The sequence below is a fragment of the Nocardia otitidiscaviarum NBRC 14405 genome (assembly GCF_000308635.1).
Classification (GTDB): domain Bacteria; phylum Actinomycetota; class Actinomycetes; order Mycobacteriales; family Mycobacteriaceae; genus Nocardia; species Nocardia otitidiscaviarum.
Genome location: NZ_BAGD01000277.1, coordinates 1 through 20,855, shown reverse-complemented (window position 1 = coordinate 20,855; position 20,855 = coordinate 1). Strand labels below are relative to the sequence as shown.

General features: G+C 71.0%; 18 protein-coding genes and 1 pseudogene. 12 read left to right on the top strand and 7 right to left on the bottom strand.

Annotated features, from left to right (window positions below; genetic code table 11):
• The first annotated feature begins 1 nt into the window (after position 1).
• Complete coding sequence (locus ON31_RS31630) at positions 2-1,345, top strand: cation:proton antiporter (protein ID WP_039818895.1); 1,344 nt, start codon at positions 2-4, stop codon at positions 1,343-1,345.
• 297 nt (positions 1,346-1,642) lie between these two features.
• Positions 1,643-2,635, top strand: coding sequence for an Acg family FMN-binding oxidoreductase (locus ON31_RS31625; RefSeq protein ID WP_039818854.1), 993 nt, complete (start codon positions 1,643-1,645; stop codon positions 2,633-2,635).
• A gap of 360 nt (positions 2,636-2,995) precedes the next feature.
• Here ON31_RS31625 and ON31_RS31620 read toward each other — a convergent pair whose 3' ends face one another.
• The 3 genes from ON31_RS31620 to ON31_RS35045 all read right to left on the bottom strand — a co-directional run bounded on the left by ON31_RS31620 (position 2,996) and on the right by ON31_RS35045 (position 5,936).
• Positions 2,996-3,583 (bottom strand): CBS domain-containing protein, encoded by a 588-nt coding sequence (locus tag ON31_RS31620; protein ID WP_218007416.1) that lies wholly within the window; start codon positions 3,581-3,583, stop codon positions 2,996-2,998.
• A 1-nt stretch (position 3,584) separates the two neighbouring features.
• Entirely contained in the window at positions 3,585-4,139 is a 555-nt protein-coding gene (locus ON31_RS31615) for a flavodoxin domain-containing protein (RefSeq protein ID WP_039818853.1), read from the bottom strand.
• 225 nt (positions 4,140-4,364) lie between these two features.
• On the bottom strand, positions 4,365-5,936 hold the full coding sequence (locus ON31_RS35045; RefSeq protein ID WP_157533828.1) for an ABC1 kinase family protein: 1,572 nt from the start codon (positions 5,934-5,936) through the stop codon (positions 4,365-4,367).
• On the opposite strand from ON31_RS35045, the gene ON31_RS37130 reads away from it, so the two are divergent.
• Complete coding sequence (locus ON31_RS37130) at positions 5,935-6,090, top strand: hypothetical protein (RefSeq protein ID WP_157533827.1); 156 nt, start codon at positions 5,935-5,937, stop codon at positions 6,088-6,090. The genes ON31_RS35045 and ON31_RS37130 overlap by 2 nt on opposite strands.
• A gap of 60 nt (positions 6,091-6,150) precedes the next feature.
• A complete protein-coding gene (locus tag ON31_RS31605; protein ID WP_081592887.1) occupies positions 6,151-6,954 on the top strand; it encodes a sigma 54 modulation/S30EA ribosomal C-terminal domain-containing protein in 804 nt (267 codons plus the stop codon).
• Between the two features lie 51 nt (positions 6,955-7,005).
• Here ON31_RS31605 and ON31_RS31600 read toward each other — a convergent pair whose 3' ends face one another.
• A complete protein-coding gene (locus ON31_RS31600; protein WP_063821600.1) occupies positions 7,006-7,710 on the bottom strand; it encodes a CBS domain-containing protein in 705 nt (234 codons plus the stop codon).
• Between the two features lie 233 nt (positions 7,711-7,943).
• Between ON31_RS31600 and ON31_RS31595 the strand changes: the two genes are divergently transcribed.
• Positions 7,944-8,402 carry a hypothetical protein gene (locus ON31_RS31595; RefSeq protein ID WP_147287243.1) on the top strand — a complete coding sequence of 153 codons (459 nt, stop codon included), beginning with the start codon at positions 7,944-7,946 and terminating at the stop codon, positions 8,400-8,402.
• 37 nt (positions 8,403-8,439) lie between these two features.
• Here the strand turns inward: ON31_RS31595 and ON31_RS31590 are convergent, their stop codons facing one another.
• Positions 8,440-9,369, bottom strand: a complete 930-nt coding sequence (locus ON31_RS31590; protein ID WP_081592886.1) for a universal stress protein — start codon at positions 9,367-9,369, stop codon at positions 8,440-8,442.
• Between the two features lie 168 nt (positions 9,370-9,537).
• Here ON31_RS31590 and ON31_RS37655 point away from each other — a divergent pair, with 168 nt between their 5' ends.
• The 7 genes from ON31_RS37655 to ON31_RS31555 all read left to right on the top strand — a co-directional run bounded on the left by ON31_RS37655 (position 9,538) and on the right by ON31_RS31555 (position 17,486).
• A complete protein-coding gene (locus ON31_RS37655; RefSeq protein ID WP_051038110.1) occupies positions 9,538-10,137 on the top strand; it encodes an NADH-quinone oxidoreductase subunit NuoE family protein in 600 nt (199 codons plus the stop codon).
• Complete coding sequence (locus ON31_RS37650; protein WP_218007415.1) at positions 10,098-11,132, top strand: NADH-ubiquinone oxidoreductase-F iron-sulfur binding region domain-containing protein; 1,035 nt, start codon at positions 10,098-10,100, stop codon at positions 11,130-11,132. The genes ON31_RS37655 and ON31_RS37650 overlap by 40 nt, the downstream gene beginning before the upstream one ends.
• A 5-nt stretch (positions 11,133-11,137) precedes the next feature.
• Entirely contained in the window at positions 11,138-13,831 is a 2,694-nt protein-coding gene (gene fdhF, locus ON31_RS31580; RefSeq protein ID WP_039818888.1) for a formate dehydrogenase subunit alpha, read from the top strand.
• Entirely contained in the window at positions 13,828-14,250 is a 423-nt protein-coding gene (locus tag ON31_RS31575; protein WP_039818850.1) for an Hsp20/alpha crystallin family protein, read from the top strand. Before fdhF ends, ON31_RS31575 begins: the two co-directional genes overlap by 4 nt.
• Positions 14,251-14,257: 7 nt before the next feature.
• Entirely contained in the window at positions 14,258-15,241 is a 984-nt protein-coding gene (locus ON31_RS31570) for a 1-phosphofructokinase family hexose kinase (RefSeq protein ID WP_051038106.1), read from the top strand.
• 61 nt (positions 15,242-15,302) lie between these two features.
• Positions 15,303-16,682 (top strand): wax ester/triacylglycerol synthase family O-acyltransferase, encoded by a 1,380-nt coding sequence (locus tag ON31_RS31565; protein ID WP_039818885.1) that lies wholly within the window; start codon positions 15,303-15,305, stop codon positions 16,680-16,682.
• A 378-nt stretch (positions 16,683-17,060) separates the two neighbouring features.
• Positions 17,061-17,486: a pyridoxamine 5'-phosphate oxidase family protein gene (locus ON31_RS31555; protein ID WP_029928743.1), complete on the top strand. Its 426-nt coding sequence runs from the start codon at positions 17,061-17,063 to the stop codon at positions 17,484-17,486.
• Between the two features lie 59 nt (positions 17,487-17,545).
• Here ON31_RS31555 and ON31_RS38325 read toward each other — a convergent pair whose 3' ends face one another.
• Together ON31_RS38325 and ON31_RS38660 are read right to left on the bottom strand one after the other, a co-directional pair.
• Positions 17,546-19,192 carry an alkaline phosphatase D family protein gene (locus ON31_RS38325; RefSeq protein WP_157533826.1) on the bottom strand — a complete coding sequence of 549 codons (1,647 nt, stop codon included), beginning with the start codon at positions 19,190-19,192 and terminating at the stop codon, positions 17,546-17,548.
• A gap of 178 nt (positions 19,193-19,370) precedes the next feature.
• A pseudogene (locus tag ON31_RS38660) lies at positions 19,371-20,597 on the bottom strand (PEP-utilizing enzyme); the annotation flags it as partial.
• Between the last annotated feature and the right edge of the window lie 258 nt (positions 20,598-20,855).

Here is a 20,855-nt window from a genome sequence, read left to right as displayed (position 1 = left end):
CATGCCCTCCCTCCTCGAGCTGTCCATGCACTTCTTCGTGCAGATGGCCGTCATTCTCGTGGTGTACCGGCTGGTGTGGCTGGTGTGCCGACCGCTGGGGCAGGTGCAGGTGGTCGCCATCATGGCCGCCGGATTCCTGCTCGGCCCCTCGGTGCTCGGCGCGGTATGGCCCGCCGCGCAGCGGTGGCTGTTCCCCAGCACCATCGCGATCGGCAGCGAGACCGTGACCCATCCGTCGCTCGGCGTCATCTACGTCGTCGGGCAACTCGGTCTGGTGCTGTACATGTTCCTGGTCGGCTCGGCCTTCCAGACCGACATTCTCGGCGCGCACGTCCGGGTGGCGGGAGCCACCGCCACCGCCGGGGTGGCGGTGCCGATGCTGCTGGGCGGGGCGACGGGACTGGTGCTGGCCGCCCGTGGCGGCTACTTCACCGACGAGATCGCGTCCTGGCAGGCGGCGCTGTTCCTGGCCGCCGCGGTCGCCATCACCGCGTTTCCGATGCTGGCGTGGATCATTCACGATTCCGGGCTGCACCGCACGCGCATCGGCACCATGGCGCTGGCCTGCGCCGCCTCCGACGACGCCTGCGCGTGGGTGCTGCTGGCCGCGGTCGTGGCCAGTACCCGGGGCGATGCGGTGGGTGCGCTGATCGCGGTGGGCGGCGGCGTGGGGTTCGTGGTGTTCATGCTGACCGTCGGCAGGTGTGCGCTGGCACCGCTCAACGGCTGGGCGGACCGCGACCCGGACGGCGACGCCGTGGCGGCCGCACCGCTGATCGTCATGCTCACGGTGGTGCTGCTGTGCGCCTGGTTCACCGACCTGGTCGGCGTGTACTCGGTATTCGGAGCGTTCGTCGCCGGTATCGCCATGCCGCGTGGCCGCCTGCTCGACCAGGTGCGCGCCCGCACCGAACCGCTGGTGTCGTACCTGCTGCTACCCGCGTTCTTCATCTTCTCCGGCCTCAATACCGAACTGAGCCTGATCCTCGAGCCATCGGTCCTGCTGACGGCCGTCGCCGTGCTGGTGGTCTCGTTCGGCGGGAAATTCGGCGCGGTCACCCTGGCCGCCCGCTACCAGGGCATGAGCTGGCGCGAAGCCGGTTCGATGGGCGCGCTCGCCAACGCCCGCGGCCTGATGGAACTCATCCTGCTGAATATCGGCCTCACCGCGGGGCTCATCACCCCCGCCCTCTACACCATCCTCGCCCTCATGGCCCTCGTCACCACCTTCGCCACCACCCCCCTCTTCCGACTCTTCGAACGCAATGCCCACAAGCACGGCCGCACCTTCGGCGCCGACGGCGAGGTGCCCATCCGATCGGAGGAGATGCCCGCAGCCCGCTGAAGTCACTCGCGGCGGTGCCGTTCGGCCCTGCTGTCGACCGGGGGCGGTGGCGCATGGTGAACGGTAGGCGGCCAACGGGTTTCGCCGGATCCGACTACCGCCCTCGAAAGGAGTGAGACAATGGACTGGCCCACCGCGGCGGTGCTCATCGCACTGCTCATCGCCATCACCGCGATCGTGACCACCATGATCGCGGCGCGCAATGGCAAGTCGTGATCTCGGGAAGTGACCATGGACCCACCGCTGGGGGCGGAAGGGCGGTACCGACCGCTCCCGGAGGCGACCAGACTCACCACTATGAGCAGCAGCGATTTCCCCACGACGGCAACCGTTCCCGATCGGTCGACGGTGACAGCGGCGCTGGAGCTCGCCGCTCGCGCCCCGTCCGTCCACAACACCCAGCCCTGGCGCTGGATCTTCGACGGGCACAATCTGCACCTGTACGGCGATGTCGACCGCCGCCTGCCCGCCACCGATCCGCACCATCGCCAGTGGGCGATGAGCTGCGGCGCCGAGTTGCATCACGCCCGGCTCGCCTTCGCCGCCCGCGGCTGGCACACCGATGTGGTCCGGCTCCCCGAGACCGAACGCCCGGAGCGGCTGGCCACGCTGCGCTTCCACGCCTGGCCGGATCCGCCCGCGGCGGTGACGGCGCGGGCGGAGGCCATGGCCCGCCGCTACACCGATCGGCTACCGCTGGCCGAGCCGCGGGGGTGGGTCGCCTTGTCGCCCACCCTGCGCGGTCTGGCCTCCCCGCACGATCTCGCGCTGGATGTGCTGGACGAGAACGCCCGCTCCCAGCTGATCGAACTGTCCCGGCACGCCACCGCCGCCCGCCGCTACGACATGCAGTACCGGTCGGAACTGGATTGGTGGGCCGGGCATTCCGGCATGTCGTCGGGCGTTCCGCCGGAGGCGTTGCCCTCCGTGGGCGAAGAGGCCCGCGTCGGCGTCGCGCGGTCGTTCCGGCATCCCGAGCACGCACCGCGCCGCACCGCTACCGACCACGCGCGGCTGGTGGTGCTGAGCTCCCACGACGACACCCTGCTGCGCTGGCTGCACACCGGGGAGGCGCTCTCGGCCGTGCTGCTGGAGTGCACCGCGCACGACCTGGCGACCTGTGCCCTCACGCACGTGACCGAACTGCCCGCCGCACGCCGGGCCATCGCCGACCTGCTGCCGCATTCGGCCCTGCCGCAGGTGGTGATTCGAGTGGGCAGCGTCGCCGAAGGGGAGCGCCCGCCGCTGACCGCGCGGCGACCGCTGACCGAAACCCTGACCTTCCACTGACAGACCGCACGCTGACGGGCTCACGCTGGCTGACGGACCTCACACACAGACCTCACGAGGGCTCGGGAGATGCCCGGACCTCACGATGGCACTCACGATGGCTCGGAGGCTCTCCGGACTTCACGATGGCTCGGGGGACTGTCCGGATGGGGGTTTGTCGGCCGAATAGTCTTTCGCTGCCTGGTCCTTCGGTACCGAGTGGTACCGACGACTTTGGGAGACTATTGGGCCGACGACTATTGGTATCGACGACCGGCACCGATCGGCCGGTGTGTACCGCGGCGGCGACTCGGACGGCGTCGAACGGTCGGTGGGCCGCGGCGGCGACTTGAACGGTCGGTGCGGTCGGCGGCGTCCGGTTCAGCGGTCGGTGACCACGGCCGCGTCGTCGATCAACTCCACCCGGTCCACCCCTGCGACGGTGCGCGCCAGGGCCGCCACCACACTCTGCTCGCTGGCGTCGGCGAACAGTCCGCGGATGACCACCTGACCGTCGGCGACCTCGATGGACCAGGCGCGGCGGCTGCCCGCGTAGTCGTCGAGCAGGGCGCGCACGCGCGCCTCGACGGTGGTCTCGTCACGAATGAGCGCGCGCAGCAGGTCGCTGCGGGCGACGATGCCCACCAGCAGGCCGTGCTCGACCACCGGCATGGACCGCAACTGCCCGCTGAGCATGCGCGACGCGATAGCGGAGATATCGGTGCCGGGCGTGACGACCTCGGCGGGTACCGCCATGACGGCCTCGACGATGGCGGTGTCCAGATGCGAGGTGACACCCAGTGCGTCGGATTCGGAGAACATGCCCACCACTCGGCCCTCGTCGTCGACGACGGGTAGTGCGGCGAAGCCGTGGCCGGTGAGCAGGGCGACCGCCGCGCGGACGGTGACCTGCGGTCCGACGGTGACGACCGGGCGGGTGAGGATATCGCGTGCGTACATGGTGATCATCTCACTGGTGTGTCGGGTTGACGGAAATCGACGGCAGCCGAAGGGAATCGGCGATGGTGTCGGCCCAGCGGCGGATATCGTCCCAGTCGCGCAGATCGCCGTAGCGGCCGCCGCCCATCGCCAGATAGATGAGGTGGACCCACAGCGGCACGCCGTCGCGGTCCATCCGCCCGGCGAAGGTGCGGCTGCCCTCGACACCCATCGAGGTGCCGATCGCGGCCAGTTTGCCCGCCCACTGTCCGGCGAACCAGCGTCCGACGGGACCGCGCAGCGCCGGTGCGAGCCCCACGGCGAACAGCCACGTCGGGCGGCTGTCCAGCGCGTCCCGATGGGTGCGCGCATACTCGTGCATCGTCGGCAGCAGATCCGTATTGTGCACGGCGCTGCCCAGCACGACGGCGTCGAAATGCGTCAGCTCGGGCGCCTGCGTCACGGAGGTGACTTCGACCGCGGCGCCGCGAGCGGACAGGTGCGCGCCGAGGAATTCGGCGACCCCACGGGTGGAACCCCCTGCGGTTGCGTACAGAATCGCGATACGCGGTGTTCGACTTGCCATGGGAACAGCGTCGCGCGTGGGCGGCGCACTCGGGAGAGGCGTCCTGCCCGCGCCGACCGGGACCAATGTCCCCGAACGGCGCCCCCGAACGGCGCGGATCCCGTTCGCGTACGGGCGTTCTCGGTGCGGCTGTGTTCGGCGTGGCTGTGCTCAGCGTGGCTGGGTTCGGCGTGGCTGGGTTCGGTGCGGGTGTGCTCGACGGGGGTGTGCTCGACCCGGCTGTGCTCATCGCGGCCGCAGCCCTCGTAGCAGCCAGCCGCCGCCCGCCAGCGTCGCGACGGCGGGCAGCCAGCTACGTGGTGGTGGAGGTGCGACCGCGGCGGTGAGCTGATCCAGCACTCCCCGGTGCCGCAGCGTATCGGCGAGGTCGACGAGCAGATCGGGCATATCGAGGGCGAGGGCGAGATAGTCGATGCGCTGTTCGCGCAGCGTGGCCCAGAGATTGGCCGGGGTGGGCAGCAGCGCCAGCAGCAGTTGCGGCAGCAGGGGCCGCAGCAGCGTCGACAGGTCGAGATCGGGGCGGATCACCCGCGCCGTCGACTCCAGGGTGACCAGTGATCGGCACAGCAGCATGAGTTCGCGTGGGAAGACGATGCCGAAGCTGCCGCCGAGTCCCAGATCTCGCAGCAGCAGTTGGGCCGCGGTCATGCCGGTCTCCGCCTCGTACCAGTCCTCCACCAGATCGGCCACGGCATCGCGGAAGCCGCGCGGATCCGCGCCGGGGCGCAGGGTGGACATGCGCAGCAGTTGGGTGCCGACCGAGGCGTAGTCGCCACCGATGAGGGCCAGCAGCATGAGTCCCATGCGGCGGCGCTGAACACGGTCGAGGCGGCCGAACATGCCGAAATCGAGCAGGCACACGCGGTTGTCGGGCAGCAGCAGGATATTGCCGGGATGCGGATCGGCGTGGAACAGCCCGTCGGTGAACAGCTGCCGCACCATCCAGCTGGCCCCGGCGGCCAACACCTTCTCCGGATCGATGCCCGCCGCCGTCAGTTCCGCGGCGGGTGCGGGTTCCAGACCGTCGACGAGGTCGGTGGTCAGCACCCGCGAGGTACTGAGCTGCCGGTGCACCGCGGGCACCACGAACCGGCGATCGGCGGCGCTGTTGCGGCGGATCTGCTCGGAAACCATTGCCTCGCGGCGGAAGTCGAGCTCCCGGGTGGTGTAGGCGGCCAGCTCGTCGACCGCGTCGGTGGGGCGGAAAGCCAGTGCGCCGGGGCGATGGCGTTCGATGGATCCGGCCGTCCACCGCAGCAGGGCCAGGTCGCGGGCGACCAGTTCGCTCACTCCGGGCCGCTGCACCTTCACCGCCACCCGCCTGCCGTCGGGCAGCGTGGCGCGGTGGACCTGGGAGAGGGAGGCCGCGGCGAACGGTTCGGGTTCGAAGTCGCGGAAGAGCCGACGCAGCGGGGCGCGCAGTTCGAGTTCGACCGTCTGCCGGGCCGCGGCGGCGTCGAAGGGTACCGCGTGCGTGTGCAGGCGTTGCAGGGCCTGGGCGTAGGGGAGCGGGAGGTAGTCGGGGCGCAGCGCCAGCATCTGCCCGAGCTTGACGAAGGTGGGACCGAGTTGTTCGAGCACTTCGCGAATGCGGTCCGGCAATGGGTGTTCCAGGGCCTGGTGATGTGGGCACTGGTCGAGTCCGGCCGCGCAGTGCAGTCGGCAGCGCAGCGACCCGCATTCGCGGACCGTCAAAGCGTCTCCGAGCCAGCTGGTTTCGCTGCTCCACAGCACCCGGCCGATCTGCGATGCGCGGGCGACCCGCGCCCGGATGCCCACATGTGACGATCGCGCCATGACTCCGCCTTCCGTCGTCGGCACCTCCACGCTCGCCCGCCGCCACGTCATCGCGATAGGGGATATCGGAATCGCGCGGCGGGTCCTCGGTCAGCAGTCGCGCCGGGGTGCGCGCCGTGCGGCGGGGATGGTCGAACGGGTCGCCGCCTGGTGACCAAAGGCCCTCCGCACGCGCCGATCGCGATGGCACAGTGCCTGACAAGGAGGTTCTGCGATGTTGCTGCAGCGTTCAACGGAGCCGGAGTCGATGCTGACGGTGTCGGTCGGTCACCACGTCTCGGCCGCGGGGGCGGCCTATGCCCGGGAAAAGGTCGGGCACGCCCTGACGTTCGCGCCCGAACCGGTACTCGCCGCGCGGGTGCGGCTCACCGGTCACCGGGATCCGGCGGTATCGGAATCGGTGGTGGCACAGGCGAATGTGAATATGCAGGGCCGCCCGGTCCGGGTCCAGGTGCGGGCGGCGTCGACCCGGGAGGCGGTCGACCTGCTGGCGGATCGGCTGCGCGCCCGTCTGCTACGCCTGACCCGGAACTGGGAGGCGGTGCGCCACCGCCGGACGCCCACCCGGCCGCACGAATGGCGACACGGCGCGTCGGCTCGGACCCCGCTGCCCTATTTCCCGCGCCCCGTGGAGGAGCGAGAGGTGCTGCGCCGCAAGTCCTATGCCCTCGGTACCGAGACCTGTGACGGGGCCGCCGCCGAGATGGACCTGCTGGACTACGATTTCCACCTTTTCGTCGAATCCGGCACCGGCCAGGACAGCGTGCTCTACCACGCCGACGACGCCGGTTTCCGCCTGGCCCAGCTGGATCCCCGCCCCGACGACGTCGCCCGCGGCAGCACCCCGGTCATGATCAGCCTGGCCCCCGCGATCGTCACCGACCTCCCCGGCGCCATCGACCGCCTGGAGGTCACCGGCTGGCCGTTCGTCTTCTACCGCGACCCCGACCTCGGCCGCGGCTGCGTCGTCTACCACCGCTACGACGGCCACTACGGCGTGATCGTGCCGTCGCGCTGACAACACACCCCGTGGCGGGCGCGGCCGTGCCGATGCCCGTCACCGGGGTGGTCAGGGGTTACGGGTGAGGGTGCCGTCGGGGCCGGTGTTCTCCATCGTGGTTTCCGGTCGGGTTTCGTCGATTTCCGCGGTGAGGTCGGTGACGACGTCCACTACGCCGTCGACGGCGGCGGTGAGCACCCTGATGATCTCGATCATGCTGCCGCGCTCCACCGTTCCGCTCAGGGTGACCACACCCTGGTCGACCGTGACGGAAACCGCGGAGTGGGGTACGGACATCGCGCGGCGCAGCACCTCGTCACGGACTTCCGCGGCGAGCTCCGAGTCGGGGCGGCGGTACACGCTGAGCAGGTCCTTGCGGCTGACGATGCCGCGCAGCATCCGGTCGGGGCCGAGTACGGGTAGGCGCTTCACGTGCTGGCGCGCCATGAGGGCGGCGGCCGTGGTGAGCCGGGCCCCGGCGTCCACCGTTACCACGGGTGCGCTCATCAGGTCCGCGGCCGTGTATCCGGTGCCGCGTCGCGTGAACAGTCTGCGGCGCAGGGCCTGCCAGGCGGATGCGGGTGCCACGCCCGCTTGGCGGCCGAGCAGATCGGCCTCGGTGACGATGCCGACCACCCGGCGGTGTGCGTCGATGACCGGGACACCGCTGACGGCATGTTCGGCCATGGTGCGAACGATGCCGTGGAAGGGCATGTCCACCGGCACCGTGATCACGTCCTGGGTCATGACGTCCGCGACTCGTTTATGCCTCATAGCGTGAGTGTCCGCCGCCGTATCGGCGGTGGGACAGGGCCGAAACGGGGGTGCGGGCGGGACTTTCGGCCCTGCGCGGCGTTGGTGCGCCGGAATCGAGTGCCGAACTACTCTGTTCAATTCGCTCGGTCTGCCGAATCCTCGTTCACAGGAGTGTTTTTCGATATCAGGGGTGTGCCATGAACAGCGCCGCTAGGGAGGAACAGTACGCGCCCGCGGGGGAGGAGCGGCCGATGAGGGCCTATGTCGCGGACGTCTCGGTCGACGACGGTCCGGCCACCCCCATGCTGTGCCTGCTGACGAGGACGGGCGAAGTGGTCATTCCCACCGTGCCCGACGATCCCCCGGTACCCGACGGCATGACGCATGTGGTGCGCGTCGAGCCACGCCGACCGTGGGCGAACCTCGCTCCTGGACAGTCTGTCTCGGCTCCCGACGACTACCGGTTGTGGCATCTGGGGGTCGGAAGCTCGGGTACGAGCCCGATGGTGGGCGCGGCCCCGCTCGCTCTCACCGTCGGCACCGCGGCGGTGCCCCGTTCGCTGACTCGGCCGCGCCCCACTCCGGGACCCGCCGCGCACGACGGCGTCCGGCTGGCTCTCGCGGCCGTTGCGGCGTTGTCCGGTGCGGTGGGCGTGGTGCTGATCGTCCGCGCGTTGCGCGCCCGCACCGAACGACTCTCGGGCTGTTGACCTTTGGAGGGCGCGGCAGCAGGTGCTGCCGCGCCCGTCACGGCGTGCGGGGCTGTGTCGCGGCCGACGTGTGGGGCAGTGCGGCGGGCGCGTCGGGAATGAGCAATATCGGGCAGGGCGCGTGGTGGACGAGGTCGCGGGCGATGCGCCGGAGGCGGGACGGGTAGTCGACGGTGCCGTCGTTGCCGATGACGACGAGCCGGGCCGCGGAGCTGAAACGTTCGACGGCGCTCACCGCGTCACCGACGACGGTGATCGGCCGCACCGAGACGGTGGGGAAGTCGCGCTGGCAGTGCCGGATTCGGGCGTCGGACACCACCGCGCCGACCGGGGCGGGGTAGCCCGGGGCGGCCCAGGAACGACCCTGCCAGAGTCGGACGACCACGACATCGGTGCGCAGGGCCGCGGCGGCCCGGAAGGCGTGCCGCAGGGCGGGCCGGGCCGTATGCCAGGCCGAGACCACCACCAGCACCGGTCCGGACCCGGCGGGGGTGCGGCGGATCAGGGCTACCGGGCAGCGTGCCGCCCGACTCACCGCCAGCGCGGTCGAACCCAGCACCATATGCGCGAAGAGTCCGATATCGGCGGCGCCGAGCGCGATCAGGTCGGCGGACCGGGACAGTTCCAGGAGCTCCCGATCGGCGTGGCCGTGCCGGATGTCGACAACTATGTCGAGGGGAGCGGTCGACTCCAGCTCCGCCGTGGACCGGAGCGCGGTGCGCCGGGCGCTGTCGAGCGCGGCGACCGCTTGCCGATGACGGCTGCCTCCGGGCCGGTACTGCGGACGGTCCAGGGGCGGGAGCACGTAGACCAGGCGCAGCGGCGCGGAACGGGACAGCGCCGCCGCGGCGGCCCATTCGACCGCGCGCAATGCGGCGGCGGAGCCGTCGACTCCGACGACGACGGGTGGCTGTCGGTCGGCACCGTGGGGCGGGCCGGGGCGTCGTTGCGGTGTCTGCGGGTCCATGGTCTCAGCGTCTGTGCTCGGCGACCGCGCGAGTAGAGGCGGCGCGCCCGTCACGGCCGGGACCAAAGACCTTGCCGGAGTGGGCTGGGCGGCCCTCCCGGTACCGAGGTGTCCGAGCGCACAGTAGTCGGTGCCGGCCACCGATGAGCCGGGGCAGAGGGAGTGGCTATGGCGAGTCGACCCCGCGATTGGACGGCGGTTCGGGCGCACCGCGTCACCGCCTCCGCCGCCTCCGTGACCGGCTGGTTGCGGGACGCGGCCGATGCGCACGGTGAAATCCGGCGCGGCGATATCGATGCCGTCGCCACGGCGGCACAGTTGCCCCTGGCCACGGTGGCCGGCTCCGCGTCGTTCTACGCCGATCTGACCGAGCCGCGACCGATCAGCGTGTGCGACGGCACCGGATGCTTCGTCGCGCGCGGTGGCCGCCCGGCGGCACCGGGCGCGGACGAGCGATCGGTGTACTGCCTCGGAAGCTGTTATGCCGCACCGGCGGAACTGCACGGCGATACCCTGTTGAGCGGTCCGCAGCGCACACCCGCACCGTCGATCCCCTACGCCTGCCACGCCGCGGAGCCGGTGGTGCTCGCCGGACTGGTCGGTGGCGCGCAGCCCTGGCAGGTGTGGACCGACGTGCTCGAGACCCGCCGCCAGCACGAGATCTGGCACGAGGTGGTGCGGTCGGGGCTGCGCGGCCGGGGCGGCGCCGAGTACGTGGTGAGCGCCAAATGGCGTGCGGCCGTCCGGAATCCGGGCCCCGCTATGTGATCGCCAATGGCGACGAGGGCGATCCGGGTTCGTACTGCGACCGGCTGCTCATGGAATACGACCCGCACCGGGTGCTGGAGGGGATGGCGCTGTGCGCCGCGGCGGTGGGGGCCGACCGGGGCATCGTCCTGGTCCGTTCGGAGTATCCGGCGGCGGCGCGGACAATGCGCGCCGCCATCGACCAGGCACGCGCATCGGGGCAGCTGGGCCGCGACATCCACGGGTCCGGACTCGACCTCGACGTGACCGTGCAGATCGGCGCGGGCGCGTATGTGGCCGGTGAGGAGACCGCGCTGCTGCGTTCCCTGGAGGGATTGCGCGGCACGGTGCAGACCCGACCGCCCTACCCGACCGAATGCGGCTACGGTGGCCGTCCGACCGTGCTGCAGAATGTCGAGACCCTCGCGGCGGTGCCGTGGATCGTGCGCAACTGCGGTGAGTCGTACGCGAAGCTGGGGCGGCCCGAGGAGACGGGCACCAAACTCGTCTGCCTGAACTCCGAATTCACCCGCCCCGGCGTGTACGAGGTGGAGTTCGGCGCCTCGCTGCGCTGGATCGTCGAGGACCTCGGCGGCGGGCTGCGCGACGGACATCGGTTGCGGGCCCTCCAGGTCGGCGGTCCCCTGGGTGGATTCCTCGCCCCCGACGAACTCGATATCGGACTGGCCACCGCGGACCTGGCGGAGCGGGGCGTGAGCCTCGGACACGGCAGCCTGGTCGCGGTGCCGGACACCGTCGGCGCCGTGGATCTGCTGCGGCAGCTGTGGACCTTCGCCGCCCGGGAGAGCTGCGGCGCCTGCGCCCCGTGCCGGGTGGGCACCCGGCGCGGACAGGAGCTGGCCGAGCGCATGGACGCCGCCGCACTCGCCGCCGACGCGCCGATGCGGCGACTGCTCGACATCATGCGCACCGGCAGCATGTGCGCGTTCGGCACCGGGGTGGCGGCGGCGGTCCGAAGCCTGTTGCGCGTCTACGGAATCCACGACCGAGGGTGACTGTGATGGCCCGTGTGTACGTGGCCGGTACGCCGGTCGAGACCGCCGACGCGGCGACGGTGCTGGACGCCATCCGGGCGTCCGGTCGTGAACTGCCCACCCTGTGCCACGACGATCGGCTGGTGCCGCGCGGTTCCTGCCGTATCTGCCTGGTCGCCGCGGATCGACGCGCGGTGGCCGCCTGCACCACACCGGTCCATGACGGCATGATGATCGACCCCGGCGATCCGGTGGCCCGTGCGGCCGCCCGCGGCACCCTCGAGTTGATCGTCTCCGAACTGCCCGCCCGGGCGCTCGGCATACCGCCCGAGCGCAGTGAATTGGTGCGCGTCTGTGCGAGCGTCGGCGTCGAGCGGGGTGCGTTCACCGGTGCCGTGCACACCCGCGGCACCGACGATTCGCATCCCTATATCGGCGTCGACCGGGACCTCTGCATCGCCTGTGGCCGCTGCGTCGCCATGTGCGCCGATGTCCAGGGCACCTTCGCACTGGAATTGGCCGGTCGCGGCTTCGACACCGTCGTCACCGCCGGGGACGGCGGCGCGTGGGCGCAGTCGCCGTGTGTGTCGTGCGGTGGCTGTGTCGACTCCTGTCCGACCGGCGCGCTCTACGACAAGCACGCCGTGGGCCGTACCGCGACCGCGACGACCACCACGACCTGCGGCTACTGCGGTGTCGGCTGCGCACTCGACGTGCACACCGACGCGGCGGGCATCGTGGCCGTGACCCCGACCCACCACGCACCGGTCAATCGCGGACACGCCTGTGTGAAGGGGCGTTTCGCCCACGGGTTCGTGACATCCGGTGACCGCCTCACCCAACCGCTGCTGCGCGCGGCAGGGCGTGGATCGCCACTGCGACCAGCCACCTGGGAGGAGGCCCTCGCGTACATCGCGCGGGAGCTGACCCGGGTGCGCGATACCCACGGCGGCGACGCCATCGGCATGATCTGTTCCGCGCGCGCCACCAACGAGGAGAACTACCTCGCGCAGAAGATCGCCCGAACGGTCCTGCGCACCAACAATATCGACAACTGCTCCCGGCTGTGCCACGCACCGACCGCGGCCGGGCTCACCGCGTCGTTCGGGTTCGCAGGCGGCACCAACTCCTTCGACGACCTCGACCGCGCCGACTGCATTCTGGTCGCGGGGGCCAATCCCACCGAAGCGCATCCGGTGGTCGGTTCCCGGATCGTGCACCGGGTGCACGCCGGGGCGCGCCTGGTGGTGGTGGATCCGCGCCGGACCGAACTGGCGGACCTGGCGGATGTGCACCTGCGGGGCGTACCGGGGTCGAATGTGGCCGTCTTCAACGCGCTGGCCCGCCTGCTGCTCGACTCCGGCCAGGTGGATCACGACTATCTGCGTGACCGCACCACCGGCCTGGACGAATTGACGGCCCTGCTCGCCGACTACTCCGCCGAGCGGGTGGCCGCTGTCGCGGGCGTGCCCGCGTCGGCGCTGGCCGACGCCGCCCGCCTGTTCGGCAGCGCGCGCCACCCGGTGATCCTGTACGGCCTGGGCATCACCGAACACGCCCACGGCACCGACGGGGTGCGCACCCTGGCCAATCTGGCCCTGTTGCGCGGGACCGTCGGCACCGCGGACGGCTGCGGGGTGCTGCCCCTGCGCGGGCAGAACAATGTGCAGGGCGCATCGGATATGGGTGCGCTGCCCGATGTGCTGCCCGGCTATCAGCGGCTCGCCGATCCCGCCGTGCGCGAGCGGTTCTCCCGCGGGTGGGGAGTGCCGATACCCGAGCGGCCGGGCCTGCGCATCCCCGCCATGTTCGGCGCGGCACTCGACGGCGGCCTGCGGGCGCTCTACGTCATCGGTGAGGATCTGGTCAGCTCCGACCCCGACGCCGGACATGTGCGCGCCGCCCTGGCCGCCTGTGAACTCGTCATCAGCCAGGACGTCTTCCTTTCGCGCACCGCCGAACTGGCGGACGTGGTGCTTCCGGCCGCGTCGTTCCTCGAGAAGGACGGCACCTTCGTCAATTTCGACCGCCGCTTCCAACGCGTCCGCCCGGCACTCGACCCACCGGGCGGGGTCCGCACCGACTTCGACATCCTGCGCGCGGTGGCGGCCGCCCTGGGAGCCGATCCCGGGTGCCCGACCCCCGCGGCGGCGCTGGACGAATGCGCGCGCCTCACACCGGCTTTCGGCGGGATCTCGCACGATCGGCTGGACCGGGTCGGACCGCTGCACTGGCCGTGCCCGGACCCCGGCCACCCCGGCACCCCCGTCCTGCACCTGGACCGCTTCGCCACCGCCGACGGCCGTGCGGCGCTGGCGGCGCGGCCATACCTGCCGCCGGGCGAGGAACCGGACGCGGAGTATCCGTTCGTCCTGGTGACGGGTCGCCGACTGGCGCACTACAACACCGGATCCATGACCCGGCGCACCCCCAACGCCGAACTGCTCGCGGGCGAAACTCTTGATATCGCAACCGATGACGCGGCAGCGCTCGGGGTGGCGGCGGGTGATCCCGTGGAGATCCGCAGCCGCCGCGGCCGGATGGTGCTGCCGGCGCGCCCCACCGACGAGGTCGCGCCCGGACAGGTCTTCACCGCCTTCCACTTCCCGCAGGCCCCTACCAACGAGCTCACCTCGCGGTCCGCCGACGAGGTCACCGATTGTCCGGAGTACAAGGTCACCGCGGTAACCCTGCGGTCGTTCACCGAGGAGAGAAAATGAGTCTGTTGTCCGTACACCGTCACCCGGGTTCGCTGCTGCCCGATGTCGCCGATCTGTGGAATTCCGTACTGCCGCCGGATGTCCCGATGTTCGGCGCGCACCTGCTGCGGGTCGAGGACACCGTCGAGGACGGTCGCTACGTCATCCGCGCCGAGATCCCCGGCATCGACCCCGCCGACGCCCAGGTGTCCGTGCAGAACGGTCAGCTCACCATCAAGGCCGAGCGCATCGAACGCAAAGAGGAGAAGGGCCGCTCGGAATTCCGGTACGGTTCCTTCGTACGTACCGTCGCACTGCCGCCGGGTGCGCAGGAGGACGCCATCGACGCCACCTACGCGAAGGGCATACTGACCGTGACGGTGCCCATGTCCGAGCCGCAGTCGCAGGCGAAGTCGATCGAAGTCAAATCCGGCGAGTAGGTGAACCATGTCGGTCGTCACGCTGACGATGAACCCCGCGATCGATATCGCGACCGGCACCGAACGTCTCGTGGCGACCGACAAGATGCGCTGTACGCCACCGCGATTCGATCCCGGTGGCGGCGGCGTCAACGCCGCGCGCACGGTCGCGGCGCTGGATGTGCCGGTCACCGCCGTCTTCCCGACGGGTGGCCCGGCGGGCGCGCAGTTCGAGGAACTGGTGCGCGACGCCGGAGTCGCCTACCGGAAGGTTCCGGTGGCCGGACACACCCGGGAGAATCTCGCCGTCACCGATGAGAACACGCGCGAGCAGTACCGTTTCGTATTCCCCGGGCCCCGCCTGACCAACCGCGAACAGCATCGCTGCCTGGCGGCGGTGGAGAAGCTGGCGCGCAATGCCCGCTACGTCATCGCCAGCGGCACGCTGCCGCCGGGCGTTCCGGCCGACTTCTACCAGTGGCTGGCCGATATCCTGTCCGATCTCGACGTGCGCCTGGTGCTCGACACCTCGGGCGCGCCGCTGCGGGCGATGCGCGGCGGCGTGCATCTGATGAAACCGAGTGTGCGGGAACTGTCCGACCATGTCGGACGACCGCTCATCGGGCGCGCCGACCAGGTGGCGGCGGCACGCGGGCTCGTCGACAGCGGAGTCAGCGAGATCGTGCTGGTATCGCTGGGCGCGTCGGGCGCGTTCGCGGTCACCCGGGACACCGAGCGGTGGTACGCGCCGATCCAGGTGGGCGTGCGCAGCGGTATCGGGGCCGGTGACGCCATGGTGGGCGGCACCACCGTGGGTCTGGCTCGCGGCTATCGACTCGATGACGCGGTGCGGCTCGGAATCGCCGCGGCAACGGCGGCATTGGGGACACCGGGCTCGCAGCCGGGGTCGCGCTGCCGCATTCTGGACCTGTATCGGGAGCTCACCGCGGGCGCGGGGATGGACGAAGGTCCCCACGATGTCCTGCGTTCGACCCGTGTGCGCGGTGACTGACTGCGCGACGCTGGAGTATGCCGGAAAACCGGTGGCCCACTTCGCAGGACAGGCCCGCACGATGACCGAACTACACCCGCTGGATTCCAGTTTCATGGAGCTCGAGGACGCCGACCGGCATGTCAGCCTCGGTATCGGCGCGGTGGCGATCCTCTCGGGTCCGCCGCCGACGCGTACGGAAGTCGTCACGGCCATCACGGGTCGGCTGGCCAGGCAGCCGCGGTTGCGGCAGCGGGTCCGGCGCGGACCCCTCGACCTGGTTGCCCCCGTCTGGGAGGACGATCCGGATTTCGATGTGGCGCACCATATCCGATGGACCGCGCTGCCGCATCCGGGGGATGACGCGGCCCTGTGCGAATTCGTCGCGACCGAATTGGCGGAGCGGCTCGACCGCGATCACCCGCTCTGGCAGTGCGTCGTGGTGGAACGGCTGGCGAAGGAGCGCTGGGCCCTGCTCATCAAGGCGCATCACAGCCTGGTGGACGGGGTGTCGGGCGTATCGCTGTTCGAGAGCCTGTGCGACGAGACAGCCGCACCGAAGCCGGTCGCACCCGCGGTCGCCGAGTCCGCTGGATCGGCGGCGTCAGCCGCCGAGTCGACCGGTGCGAGCTGGATCGGCGCCCTGCGCCAGGGTGCGCGACTGCCGCTGGAATTGCCCGGGCAGCTGCTCGGCCTGGTGACCGGTCTGCTTCCGGTGGCCTACGCCGCCGTCACGCCCGCGCCGCCGTCGTCGCTGATCGGGGCCATCGGCCGCCAGCGCCGCTACGCCATCGCCCGCACCAGGCTGAGCGAGGCCCGCGAGATCGGCGCGGCATTCGGCGCGACCGTCAACGACGTGGTGCTGGCCGCGATCACCGCCGCCTACCGCACCCTGCTGCTGCACCGGGGCGAACAGCCCACCGCGCAGACACTGCGCGTCCTGGTGCCGGTCTCCATGCGCCCCGACACCGCGAAATACGTTCCCGACAACCGGGTGTCGGCCATGCTGCCACTGCTTCCCCTCGATCTCGCCGATCCGGTACAACGGTTGACCACCATTCACGAACACCTCGCGCGACACAAGGCCAGCGGTGCGCCGCACGCCGAGAAGTCGCTGCTGGCGCTGGCGGACCGGCTGCCCTTCGCACCCGTCGCCTGGGGCGTGCGACTGCTCGGACATCTGCCTCAGCGCGGAGTGGGCGCGGTCGCGACCAATGTGCCCGGCCCGCGCCGGCCGCTGACCATGTACGGCAGGCGGGTCCTGGAACTGCTGCCCGCGGTGCCGATCGCGCTGCGCGTGCGCACCGGCATCGCCATTCTCAGCTACGACGACCAGCTGAACTTCGGCATCACCGGCGACTACGACAGCACCGCGGACCTCTCCGTGCTGGCGGAGGCCGTCGAAGCGGAGTTCCGGACCCTGCTGGCGCGGGTGCGTCGGCACAACCCCAGCCCGGTCTGATCCTCGTCCGCCCGCGATGGGACCAAGGTCCCCACCCGGCGAGGACGCGACCGGTCCGAAGCGTCGCCGAAGGGCGGCGCCGCCGGTGACCATCGCTCCTACGGCGAGCCGGGCGACCGGCGGACCATTGAGATATGAGAAGGATCGATCCGGTGCCTCGGGCGAGGCGGACGACAACGGCGTCGTTCGGATGATCGGGTGTCGCGACGACGAGGTCGCGGCGTTGTTCCGGTCATCGTGCTCGGCCGAGTGGGACATGGGTGCGTGAGTCGGGTCTCGAACCGTGCGCAGAGGACTTTCTCCCCTGTCGCGAACTCGCGGCCGTTGGTGTGATGGATGACTGTTGACGAGTAGAGGTAACAGGGAGGCGACCGCCGCGTGTTTTCCACCGAGCAGGAACACCAGTTGGTGGAGTTGGACCGAGCCGAGGCGATGAGTCTGCTCGCCTCGGTGCCGTTCGGCCGTGTGGTGTTCACCCGCAATGCGCTGCCCGCCATTCGCCCGGTCAACCATCTGGTCGGTGACGGGGAGATCGTGGTGGTGCGCACCCGGGTCGATTCCGGCCTGAGCGCCACCGTGCGCGCCCGCCAGAACACGGTCGTCGCCTTCGAGGCCGACGATATCGATCCGATTCGGCGCGTGGGCTGGTCGGTCGTCGTCACCGGTTTCGCCCGCGTCCTCACCGATCCGAATCGGATCGAACGCTACGAGCGGCTGCTACGCCCGTGGGTCGACCGCGTCATGGATACCGTGATCATCATCGAACCCACCCTGGTCTCCGGAGTGCGCCTCGTCGCGCCGTGAGCGGCGCGGACCACAAACGACACGGCCCGCGCCGCATCTGCCCGCGGCGGCCCCACCCGTTACGGTGCGGCAGCGCTCACCGTGAACTCGTAGTCGACCAGAACCGTTCCATCCCAACGCTTCCCCGTGAGCGTGACGGTCACCGTGCGGCCGTCGTCGGCGACGTCCACCACCCCGTACTGCCCCCCGCCCGGGTACGCGCCCTCGCTGTAGGGCCCGCCCTTCACATTGCCGGGCCGGTCCAGGGCCGCGGCGTGCAGGACCGGGAAACCGTGCCCGCCCGTCGTCGAGTAGTCGCTGTTGGTGCCGTCGTCGATGGCGACCATATGGGCGTCACCCGCCACCATGAGCAGATTGCGCACCCCGGCGGCCGCGATGGCGTCGGCGATGCGGGCCCGCTCGTCCGGATGTCCGGCCCAACTGTCGGATCCGGGTTCGGCGCCGCCGATCCACGGCATCGAGTTGCCCCACACCACCAGGGCGTGGGTGCGGCTGGACCGCACGATCTCGTCGATGAGCCAGGCCAGTTGTTCGGCGCCGAGCATGGTGGTGTCGGTTTCCGCGGAACGGGTGTCGGTGAGGATGAAACGGACGCGCCCCAGCGTGAACGCCTGGTTGATGGTGCCGCCGGGGGACGGGAACGCGTAGTGCGGGACCGTGGTGCCGAAGGCGGTGCGGGAGGCGTCGCGGCCGGGGGCCTCGGCTCCGGCGTCGTTGGGCCCGTAGTCGTGGTCGTCCCAGACGTAGGCGATCGGGGCGCTGCGGTAGAAGGCGGCTTGGCCCGGTTGGGTGAGCAGCCGGTCGTAGGCGTCGAAGAACGGTCCGGTTTCGGTGCTTTCGATATTGCCGTAGTGCAGATCGCCGAGAGCGAGGTGGAACAGCGGGTTCTCAGCGGTGAGCGCGTCGAACACGGCACCGTTGGAGCCCACCCGGGCGCAGGCCCCGGCGGTGAAGCGGAATGACATCGGGCCCACCGACGGCGTGGTGAAACGGCCTGTGCCACGGGAGGTGTCGGCGTCGCCGTCCACCACCACCGTGTACCGGTAGGACGTATCGGGTCGCAGCCCCGCGGCATCCATGCGCACGATGCGGTGCGCCCCCGCGGCCACGGCGGGAGTGTCGACGGTCCCGGAGCCGTCCGCGGCGGTGATCCGCAGCCCGGCCGTCCGATACCCGTCGGCCAGGCGTGCGGTGACGGCGATGCCGTCCGCGCGCAGCGCCCCCGACCACACCCAGTCCACCCGGTCCACCGCCGGCGCGGGCGCGGAACTGTCCGGATGCGTCGGCCCGAACTGGATGGCGTACACCCGATTCGCCCCGAACCAGGTGGTCGCCAACAGCAGCACGGTGACCAGCGCGAGCGCCACCAGCTCCCCGGCGGTGCGCCGATGCTGCCAGCTCAGCCACAGCAGCACGGCGGGCACCATGGCCCCGGCGGTCAACGCCATGGCGTAGCTCGGCTGGTACTCGATGGCGGCGAAGATACCCAGACAGGTGGCCGCGAAGGCGATGAGCACCGCGCCGATCGCCTCCCACCGCCACGCGAGCAACGCCCCCACCGATACCACGCCCGCGAGTGCCAGCTGCGCGGGCTTCTCGACGGCCGAGCCGAAGACGAAACCCTCCTCGCTGGCCGGTATGCCGACGGTCACGGTGAGCACGGCCAGCGTCACCGCCACGGCCGCGGCCGAGAAATGCGCGAGCATGCGGACCACCGAGGCGGCGGACATCGTCAGGTGAACGACGCCGCGCGGTGGGTGCCGATGCTGCACCGGCGACCACGGACAGCCCCGGCAGGCCACGTGGGCGCGCGGCATGGGCGATCAGCCAGCGCGCCCCGAACACCAGCGCCAGACCGACGGCCGCGCCGCCCAGCACATCGGTGGGCCGATGCCAGCCGTCGGCGACCCGGCTCACCGCTGCGCCGACGGCGACCGTGCCGAAGATCAGCGTGAGCGGTGTGACGACGCCGCGCCGATCGAGCAGCGTCGCCACCGCGAGCGGCACCAGTCCGGCCACGATCACCGCCTGGATCGCATGTCCGGAGGGATACGAATCCAGTGCCCCGGCCATCGGTCCGTCCAGCGGGCGCGGCCGGTCGACGAGGACGCGCAAGGTCACGCTGGCGAGCAGACCGAAACCGGTCGCGGCGGCGTAGGCCACCGCCAGGGCACGGCAGCGCATGGCCGCCAAACCGACCAGGACGACATACACCAGGACCGTCGGGGTGGCGAAGGCCCGATCGGTGAAGTCGGTCCAGAACGGGATCGACAGTCCGGCGAACCAGTTCTCGACGTAGGCGTCGAATCCCTCGACCACGTACGGGGACGCGCCGAGGATGAGCGAGAGCAGCGCCGCCGCGGCCGTGGCGGCCATGAAGCCCGCGCCGAGACGCCAACTGGGGCGCCCCAGCCACTCGTCACCGTCCACCGGCCGGGTGGTCAGCAGCGAATTGGTGAGTGCCCGGCTCCACCGGGCGGGCGGGCGCGGATAGCGGGCGAAGACGATCGCCGCGATCACGCCGTAGTACACCGCCGCGCCCGCCACCGCGAGCGAGACGATCAGCAGCCAGGCGATATCGGCCACCCACCCGGGCTGCTGGAAGAAGTTGGCGATCGAACCGATGGTCACGTACAGCGCTCCGCCCAGCAGCGTGATCGCGATCAGCAGATACACCGGCCGCGGGCGCAGACCGCGGCGCGCGGCCGAATCCGGGGTGCCGGGGCCCATGGTGAAGCGGGCGACGGCGTGCCCGTCGATGCCCGCGCGCTTGGCCCGTGAGGCATCGCCGCTGGTGCGCACGAGTTCGCGGAGTTCACTGGCGAGCCAGAACAGCAGTCCCACACCCATGATGGCGGGGACGAAGATGTGGGAGCCGGTGCCGCCGAACAGTTCGGCGCGGCGGCGGTCGTCAGCGTGGGTGCGCATCGGGGGTCCTTCGTCGAGCAGGGTCACGATGCCGGTGTCGCCGTCGACCTCCACCGGGCGGCCGTCGAGGGCGCGCGCCGCACCGGGCAGATTGAAGACGGCGGGTACACCGAACTCGCGGGCCAGGATCGCCGCGTGCGAGAGCGGGCCGCCCTGTTCGATGACCATCGCGCCGCAGCGCATGAGCAGCGGCGCCCAGGACGGGTCGGTGGTCACCGCCACGAGCACCTCGTCGGTGCCGATCGACTGCTCGGGTGCGTCGAGATGCCGTGCGGTGCCGCGGAATCGGCCGCTGCCCGCCGCCCAACCGGTGAGTCGTCGTCCGGTCGGCACCGCGGCCGCGGTGGGGCCGGGGACGCCGCGGAAGTGCTGCGGCAGCGGATCGCGCTGTTCCTGGCGGGCCAGCCAGCGGCGGCGGTGCGCGAGCGTGGCCGGGGCGGG

Bases quoted from the DNA above. Each gene is read 5' to 3' on its own strand.
- ON31_RS31615 (WP_039818853.1), bottom strand. From the start codon at position 4,139: ATGGCAAGTCGAACACCGCGTATCGCGATTCTGTACGCAACCGCAGGG.
- ON31_RS31575 (WP_039818850.1), top strand. From the start codon at position 13,828: ATGAGTCTGTTGTCCGTACACCGTCACCCGGGTTCGCTGCTGCCCGAT.
- ON31_RS31600 (WP_063821600.1), bottom strand. From the start codon at position 7,710: ATGAGGCATAAACGAGTCGCGGACGTCATGACCCAGGACGTGATCACG.
- ON31_RS35045 (WP_157533828.1), bottom strand. From the start codon at position 5,936: ATGGCGCGATCGTCACATGTGGGCATCCGGGCGCGGGTCGCCCGCGCA.
- ON31_RS38325 (WP_157533826.1), bottom strand. From the start codon at position 19,192: ATGCTCGCGCATTTCTCGGCCGCGGCCGTGGCGGTGACGCTGGCCGTG.
- fdhF (WP_039818888.1), top strand. From the start codon at position 11,138: ATGGCCCGTGTGTACGTGGCCGGTACGCCGGTCGAGACCGCCGACGCG.
- ON31_RS31565 (WP_039818885.1), top strand. From the start codon at position 15,303: ATGACCGAACTACACCCGCTGGATTCCAGTTTCATGGAGCTCGAGGAC.
- ON31_RS31570 (WP_051038106.1), top strand. From the start codon at position 14,258: ATGTCGGTCGTCACGCTGACGATGAACCCCGCGATCGATATCGCGACC.
- ON31_RS37650 (WP_218007415.1), top strand. From the start codon at position 10,098: ATGGCGTGCGGCCGTCCGGAATCCGGGCCCCGCTATGTGATCGCCAAT.
- ON31_RS37130 (WP_157533827.1), top strand. From the start codon at position 5,935: ATGACTCCGCCTTCCGTCGTCGGCACCTCCACGCTCGCCCGCCGCCAC.
- ON31_RS31590 (WP_081592886.1), bottom strand. From the start codon at position 9,369: ATGGACCCGCAGACACCGCAACGACGCCCCGGCCCGCCCCACGGTGCC.
- ON31_RS37655 (WP_051038110.1), top strand. From the start codon at position 9,538: ATGGCGAGTCGACCCCGCGATTGGACGGCGGTTCGGGCGCACCGCGTC.
- ON31_RS31595 (WP_147287243.1), top strand. From the start codon at position 7,944: ATGAGGGCCTATGTCGCGGACGTCTCGGTCGACGACGGTCCGGCCACC.
- ON31_RS31625 (WP_039818854.1), top strand. From the start codon at position 1,643: ATGAGCAGCAGCGATTTCCCCACGACGGCAACCGTTCCCGATCGGTCG.
- ON31_RS31630 (WP_039818895.1), top strand. From the start codon at position 2: ATGCCCTCCCTCCTCGAGCTGTCCATGCACTTCTTCGTGCAGATGGCC.
- ON31_RS31605 (WP_081592887.1), top strand. From the start codon at position 6,151: ATGTTGCTGCAGCGTTCAACGGAGCCGGAGTCGATGCTGACGGTGTCG.
- ON31_RS31620 (WP_218007416.1), bottom strand. From the start codon at position 3,583: ATGATCACCATGTACGCACGCGATATCCTCACCCGCCCGGTCGTCACC.